The sequence below is a fragment of the Streptomyces albiflavescens genome, from assembly GCF_014645835.1.
GTDB classification, from domain to species: Bacteria; Actinomycetota; Actinomycetes; order Streptomycetales; family Streptomycetaceae; genus Streptomyces; species Streptomyces albiflavescens.
On the sequence record NZ_BMMM01000036.1, the window covers coordinates 47273 to 54239 of the forward strand.

General features: G+C 68.3%; 8 protein-coding genes. 4 read left to right on the plus strand and 4 right to left on the minus strand.

Translation table 11 applies throughout. The features are described 5' to 3' along the window. Positions 1–135: 135 nt before the first annotated feature. Positions 136–1122: an FAD binding domain-containing protein gene (locus tag IEY95_RS48150; protein WP_189192680.1), complete on the minus strand. Its 987-nt coding sequence runs from the start codon at positions 1120–1122 to the stop codon at positions 136–138. Then, positions 1119–1661, minus strand: coding sequence for a (2Fe-2S)-binding protein (locus tag IEY95_RS48155; protein WP_189192681.1), 543 nt, complete (start codon positions 1659–1661; stop codon positions 1119–1121). The genes IEY95_RS48150 and IEY95_RS48155 overlap by 4 nt, the downstream gene beginning before the upstream one ends. Before the next feature lie 192 nt (positions 1662–1853). On the opposite strand from IEY95_RS48155, the gene IEY95_RS48160 reads away from it, so the two are divergent. Then, a complete protein-coding gene (locus tag IEY95_RS48160; protein ID WP_189192682.1) occupies positions 1854–2744 on the plus strand; it encodes an AraC family transcriptional regulator in 891 nt (296 codons plus the stop codon). Here the strand turns inward: IEY95_RS48160 and IEY95_RS48165 are convergent. Together IEY95_RS48165 and IEY95_RS48170 are read right to left on the minus strand one after the other, a co-directional pair. Continuing rightward, positions 2696–3337, minus strand: coding sequence for a class I SAM-dependent methyltransferase (locus IEY95_RS48165; RefSeq protein WP_189192683.1), 642 nt, complete (start codon positions 3335–3337; stop codon positions 2696–2698). The genes IEY95_RS48160 and IEY95_RS48165 overlap by 49 nt on opposite strands. A gap of 156 nt (positions 3338–3493) precedes the next feature. Then, positions 3494–4399, minus strand: coding sequence for an AraC family transcriptional regulator (locus IEY95_RS48170; protein WP_189192684.1), 906 nt, complete (start codon positions 4397–4399; stop codon positions 3494–3496). A 143-nt stretch (positions 4400–4542) separates the two neighbouring features. Here IEY95_RS48170 and IEY95_RS48175 point away from each other — a divergent pair, with 143 nt between their 5' ends. From IEY95_RS48175 to IEY95_RS48185, 3 genes are all read left to right on the plus strand, one after another. Continuing rightward, complete coding sequence (locus IEY95_RS48175; protein WP_189192685.1) at positions 4543–4860, plus strand: putative quinol monooxygenase; 318 nt, start codon at positions 4543–4545, stop codon at positions 4858–4860. Positions 4861–4963: 103 nt separating this feature from the next. Further along, entirely contained in the window at positions 4964–5932 is a 969-nt protein-coding gene (locus tag IEY95_RS48180) for an alpha/beta hydrolase (protein WP_189192686.1), read from the plus strand. A gap of 54 nt (positions 5933–5986) precedes the next feature. Beyond that, positions 5987–6748, plus strand: coding sequence for an SDR family NAD(P)-dependent oxidoreductase (locus tag IEY95_RS48185; RefSeq protein ID WP_189192687.1), 762 nt, complete (start codon positions 5987–5989; stop codon positions 6746–6748). Positions 6749–6967: the final 219 nt, after the last annotated feature.

Sequence of the window (6967 nt, forward strand, 5' to 3'; positions counted from 1 at the left end):
CCATGCGGGCCGACGGCGCGGAGGTCCCGGCAGTGTTCGGCCGGAGGGCCTGGTGTCCGGATGGTGCCGGTGATGGACTGGTCGAGGAGGCGGCCATGGGTTGATCTCCTTCAGGGGCGTGACGGGAGCGATTCGTCACTCGGCCGGGTGGGCGAGCTCGGTCAGGACGGCCACGATGAGGTTGCGGGCCAGCGTCACCTTGTAGGCGTTGTCGCGCAGCGGCCGCGCGGCGGACAGCTCCGCATCGGCGGCGACACCGAAGCGGTCGGCTGTGGCGGGGGCGCCCTGCAGGGCGGACTCGGCGGCGTGAGCGCGCAACGGCCGTGAGGCGAGCCCGCCGAGCGCGATCCGGGCACCTTGCACGACACCCTCGTTGACGTCCAGCGCGGCTGCGACGGAGACGTTCGCGAAGGCGTAGGACGCGCGCTCGCGGACCTTCCGGTAGCGCGATCGCGGGCTTGCAGCGGCGCCCGGCAGGGTGACCGCGGTGATCAGGGCACCCGAGGGGAGCATGGTTTCCCGTTGCGGGGTCTCGCCGACCGGCGGATAGAACTCGGACAGCGGGATCTCTTGGGTCCCGTCCAGGGTCTCGTAGTGCACGACCGCGTCGAACGCGACCAGGGCCACGGCCATGTCCGAGGGATGGGTGGCCGCACAGTGGTCGGACCAGCCGAGAATCGCGTGGTTGTGGTGCTCTCCGGCGATCGCGGAACAGCCGCTGCCGGGGCTGCGCTTGTTGCACGGCTGGGAGGAGTCTGCGAAGTAGCCGCACCGGGTCCGCTGCAGCAGGTTGCCGCCCACCGTGGCCATGTTGCGCAGCTGCCCCGACGCGCCCGCCAGCACGGCCTGGCTGAGCGCCGGGTACCGGCGGCGCACCTCGGGGTGGGCGGCCGCGTCGCTGTTGGTCGTCGTCGCGCCGATGACGAGTCCTCCGTCGGGTGCGTCGCGGACTCCGTCCAGCGGCAGGCCGCGCACATCCACCAGCCGGTTGGGCGTCTCGATCCCGTCCTTCATCAGATCGACGAGATTGGTTCCACCGCCGAGAAACCGGGCGCCGTCGTCGGCGGCCAGGGCGAGCGCTTCACGGACCTGCCCGGGCCGCTGGTAGCTGAACTCCTTCACCCAGTCACCTCCGCGCGGGACGCCGTCTCCAGCACAGCGCGCACGATCGACGGGTACGCGCCGCAGCGGCACAGGTTTCCGCTCAGGCGCTCGCGCACCTCCTCGGCGTCCAACTCCGGCGCCGGTCCCTCGGCTGAGACGTCGGTGGTGACCGCGCTGGGCCAGCCCGCCGCGTGTTCGGCCAGCATGCCGACCGCGGAGCACAGCTGCCCGGGTGTGCAGTACCCGCACTGGAAACCGTCAAGCTGCACGAACGCCTGCTGCAGCGGGTGCAGTTCACCATCGGATGCGAGGCCCTCGATCGTCGTGACGTCCGAGCCGTCGGCGGCGACCGCCAGCGTCAGGCAGGACACCACGCGCCGGCCGTCCAGCAGCACCGTGCAGGCGCCGCACTGACCCCGATCGCAGCCCTTTTTCGGCCCTGTGTGGCCCGTTTCCTCACGGAGCGCGTCGAGCAGTGTCCTGCGATTGTCGACGTTCAAACGGTGCGACTGACCGTTGACGCAAAGGTGTATCTCGCTGCGGGTGTAGTCCGTCATGCCGCTCCTCCTTCCTCAATTCGGAGAACCCCCGAAAAGCTACAGCTTCAGGGATTTCTGACATTCAACCAGCCCACCTGGGGAGTTGCTTTGCCTGAAAGTGGCGAAGCCTTGCACAATCCTCTCCGCGACCTCCTATGGCCCGGAAAGCACTGCTGGACCTCTCCTCGCCCGCGGTGTATCAATCGGTGCATGCTGCTGGACGAACTCCGGACCCTGTTGGTGCGTCACGCTCGAGGTGACGCAACGACCGCCATCGAGCATGTGCTGATCGGCCGCGAGGAGTCGCAAGCACCCCATGCGTCCATGACGGGGACGGTCATGGCCCTGATCGTCCAAGGCGCCAAACGTCTCGCCCTGGGCGACAGGGTGTTCGAGTACGGCCCCGGGCAGTACCTGGTCGCGTCCGTCGACCTACCCGTCACTGGTCATTTCATCGGGGCCACCCCGGAGCAGCCGGCGCTGGGGCTCGGCCTGCTCCTGCAATCCTCGGACGTCGCCGAGATGATGCTGCAGGCCGCTCACGGCTGTTCTCGGCCGAACGGCACCGCACCCTCCGCTATCGCCGTCAGTGACGCATCCGACGAGCTCCTCGATGCCGCCGTGCGATTGCTGCGCCTGCTCGACCAGCCACGCGACAGGGACATGCTCGCCCCCCTCGTCAAAAGGGAGATCCTGTGGCGACTGATCACCGGCGAGCAGGGCTCGACGGTTCGCCAGATCGGTCTCGCCGACAGCAAACTGTCCCATATCGCCAGGGCGGTGCACTGGATCAGGGAGAACTACCGACATCCGTTCCGGGTGGACGACGTGGCGGAGTTGATCGGGATGAGTACTTCCGCCTTCTACCGGAATTTCCAGGCCGTCACCGGAATGAGCCCCATCCAGTTCCAGAAGAAGATCAGACTCCATGAGGCCCGGCTTCTCCTGGCAACACATCCAAAGGACATCGCACACATCGGATACCGCGTTGGATACGACAGCCCGTCCCAGTTCAGCCGAGAATACCGACGCCTCTTCGGCGCGCCACCCAGTCAGGACGCGATTCGATTTGCGGCACGCACGGCCGGCGAAAGGGATTGACCGACCGGACCGCGCGGCCTGCGGGCGGAATACACCAGGGCGGGAGGCAGGTTACGGTACACCGTCCTGCTTGCGACCACTTCTTCGAACGCCTGCCGCAACTGCGCGAGCCGGTGACGGCTCGGAGGCGCCCAGCGGGCGAAGGTGTAGGTGAATTGCGTGTACACGCCGCTCTCGGACAGAAGCGAGGCAATCTTCGGTACGAGGGTGCCGCCGTGCGGGCCGGTGAACGCCGACCAGGGCAGGCTGCTCACCACCACGTCCGCTGTGCGCACGCCCCGGTCAGCGAGGACGCTGGGGAGGTCCCAGGCGGAGGCGGTGACTATCTCGGCGCGAGGGAACCGCCGAACCAGATGCGTGGCGAGCCGCTCGTTCAGTTCGACCGCAATGTGACGGCCGCGGCCTGCCAGTTTGCGTTGGATCGCCTCGGTGGCTGGCCCGGTGCCCGGACCGAGTTCCACCACCACGGGCTCGCCCCGCTCCGGCACGGCGGCGATGAGCCGCTCGACCAGGCGGGACGAACTCGGGATCAGGGAGGCCGTCCGGAGCGGGCTGCGCAGGAACTCGCGGGCGAAGAGCGCTGTTTCACTCATGCTGTGACCCTTGCGGTGTGGTGGGATCCAGGGACGGGCAGGCATTTTCCTGCTCCGTAGGAGAACCGGTGATCCCATTGAACCGCTGTGACCTGCGGAAACCGTAGACTGATTCTCGCTCGCCCTTGCACGATCCTCCTGCGTGGCGCGGCCTGCTCAAGGAAGGACACCTGCCGGGGTGCGCACGGCCTGACGCAGGCGGGCGGCGTCCTGGCTGGGCGGCGCGCCGAACCGGCGGCGATACTCCCGGCTGAACTGTGACGGGTTGTCATAGCCGACGCGGTGGCCGACCCCGGTGACGTCGCCCGGTTGCGTGGCGAGCAGCAGCCGGGCCTCCTGCAGCCGGATCTGCTTCTGGAACTGGATGGGGCTCATCGCGGTCACCGCCTGGAAGTTGCGGTAGAAGGCGGAGACGCTCATGCCGGCCATGCGTGCCACCTCGTCGACCCGGAAGGGCTCGGCGTAGTGCTCGCGGATCCAGCGCACTGCCCGGGAGACGTGGCTGAGGCTGCTGTCGGCCAGGCCGAGCTGACGAACCGTCGCGCCTTGCTCGCCGGTGATCACACGCCACAGGATCTCGCGCTTGATCAGCGGGGCCAAAACGGCCCGGTCGCGGGGCTCGTCGAGCAGGCGCAGCAGCCGCACCACCGCGTCGAGCAGCGCGGCCGGAGCGTCGCTGACGGCGATCCCCGACGGAACGCCTCCGCCGGCGCGGGGGATGTCTCCGGGACCGGCCTGCAACAGCAGTTCGGCAACGGCGGACGGTTCCAGTGTGAGACCGAAACCGAGGGCCGGCTGCTCGGGGTCGGCCCGGGCGAACTGCCCCGTGACAGGCAGGTCGACGGATGCGACCAGGTACTGCCCGGGGCCGTACTCGTAGACCCGGTCGCCCAGCGCGAGGCGCTTGGCCCCCTGGGCGATGACCGCGAGCACCGTGCCGGACATGGAGGGCGCCGGCGGATCCGGCCGGTCGACCTTCGAGATGAGGACGCCGTCGATGGCGGTGGTCCAGTCGGGCCGGGCATGCCGGGCCAGCAGTGTGCGGAGCTCTTCGAGGTACATGTGTCCATTGCAGCACCATTCCGCGCTGCAACTCTCGCGTACGCGAGGATCGTGCAAGTACGAGCGAGCATCGTTCTAACGTTTCCGCAGGTCAACTCGGTTGAATGGAATCACCTCACTCCATCACCGAAAAGAGGACATCCATGATCGCCAACTACGGCTTCAATGCCACCCTGACCGCCAAGCCCGGAATGGGCGACCAGCTGGTCGACCTGCTACTGACCGGCCTGAACGAGGGCAGCCCCGGCGCGAGCGCACACTGCGTCGTCTACCTCGTCTCCCGTTCCGCGTCCGACCCCGACATCGTCCACGTCACCGAGGGCTGGACCAGCGAGGAGGACCACCACCGGATCTTCGCCGGCGAGGCCGCCCAGGCCATCGTCGCGCAGATCGACGGACTACTGGCCAAGGAGTCCGAGTACACCGACTACGTCCCGGTCCGCGGCAAGGCCGCCTTCTGACCCGCCGATCGCCCCATACCCCGGCCCCTGCCGCCTCGGCGCCTGCCGAGCCGGCTCTCTCCTCGCCCGACCGTCCGCCACCACCCCACGAAAGGCCGCGACCATGACCAGGGCACGACCCACCTTGGACCCCGAACTGCGTGAGCTGCTCGCCGACATGCCCCTCATGTCCCAGCTCAGCCCGGAAGTACTCGCGCAACTGCGCCAGCTCCCCTCGACGCCCGTCGAGCCCCTCCTCGCCCACCGGCAGGTCGACCGGCGCGAAGTCACCGTGCCCGCCAAGGACGGTGCCCCGATCCCCCTGTCGGTCTTCAGCCCCGCGAACACCGATCGCGCTATCGCCGCACCCTGCGTCTACTGGATGCACGGCGGCGGGATGGTCATGGGTGACCGCTTCTCGCAGATCGACATCCCCCTGGAGTGGCTCGACGAGTTCGGCGCGGTCGTGGTCTCCGTCGACTACCGGCTCGCACCCGAGGCCACCGGTACCACCCTGGTCGACGACTGCTACCAGGGACTGCTCTGGGTCGCCGAACACTCCGCCGAACTGGGCATCGATCCCGCCCGGATCGTCGTCGCGGGCGCCAGCGCGGGCGGCGGCCTCGCGGCCGGTGTCACCCTGCTGGCCCGCGACCTCGGCACCCCGGCGATCGCCGCGCAGATGCTGATCTGCCCCATGCTCGACCACCGCAACACCAGCACCTCCAGCCGCCAGTACTCCGGCGGGCCCGGCGTGTGGACCCGCGAGATGAACGAGTTCGGATGGCGCTGTGTCCTCGGCGACCTCACCGACCACGAGGTACCCGAGTACGTCTCACCCGCGCTGGCCGACGACCTCTCCGGCCTGCCGACCACCTACATCGACACCGGCTCCGCCGAAGTCTTCCGCGACGAGGACACCGACTACGCCACCCGCATCTGGGCGGACGGCGGCCAGGCCGAACTCCACGTCTGGGCGGGCGGCTTCCACGGCTTCGACGCCCTGTACCCGCAGGCGCGCATCTCGGCCGCAGCCCGCCAGACCCGCACCGCCTGGCTCGCCCGGCTCCTGCTGCCGGACTCCGCCGCGTAGCGCCACCGGCGCACTCACACAACACACGCACGACCGCACACCAGGAGGAACACCATGAAGGTCGCCATCGTCACGGGCGCCAGCTCCGGCATCGGACGAAGCGCCGCGATCGAGATCGCCAAAAGCGGAAACGGAGTCATCCTCACCTACGGCACCAACCCACAAGGAGGGCTGGAGACGGCCGCCACCATCGAGAAGGAGGGCGGCACGGCCGTCGCACTCCCGCTGGACGTCAGCGAAGCGGGCACCTTCGCGGCCTTCCGCGACACAGTGGCTGACGTGCTGCGCGACACCTGGCAGCGCGAAACCTTCGACTATCTGGTCAACAACGCCGGTTTCGCGCAGACGTCGTTGATCGAGGACACGACCGAGGAGACGTTCGACAGGCTCATGCGAGTACTGCTCAAGGGCCCGTACTTCCTGACGCAGAAGTTGCTGCCCCTGATGGCGGACGGCGGAGCCATCGTCAATACGAGCAGCAACTCGGCGACGGCGGCGACCGGCCTGGAGCCTGGCTACTCTGCCTACGCCTCGATGAAGGGCGGACTGGACGTGCTGACCCGGTACATGGCCAAGGAATTCAGCACGCGTGGCATCCGCGTCAACGCCGTCTCGCCGGGGTCGACCCGCACTCGGATCGCCGACGACGCCTTCACCCGGTTCCCCGAGGTCGTCCCAGCCCTCGCCGCGAAGACCGCGCTCGGCCGCGTCGGCGAACCCGACGACATCGGCGCGATGATCGCCACACTGGTCTCCGACGAGAGCCGCTGGGTCACCGCTCAGAACATCGAGGTATCGGGCGGCTACAACCTCTAGCAGAAGATCACTGAAAATCTTGGTGCAGGGCGTCTGGCTGTCGGCTGGGCGCCCGTCCTTATGCGGTGTCCTGGCGAGTGACGAGGTGTTGCCGGCAGCCCCACGAATACCGCAGCTTTCGAATACGTGACGGGTACCAGCAGTACGCGAGGACCTAGACGAGTCATTCCGAATGCTGACGGTGTGTCCGGCAACGCAGACAGGGCGTCCAAGATCGTT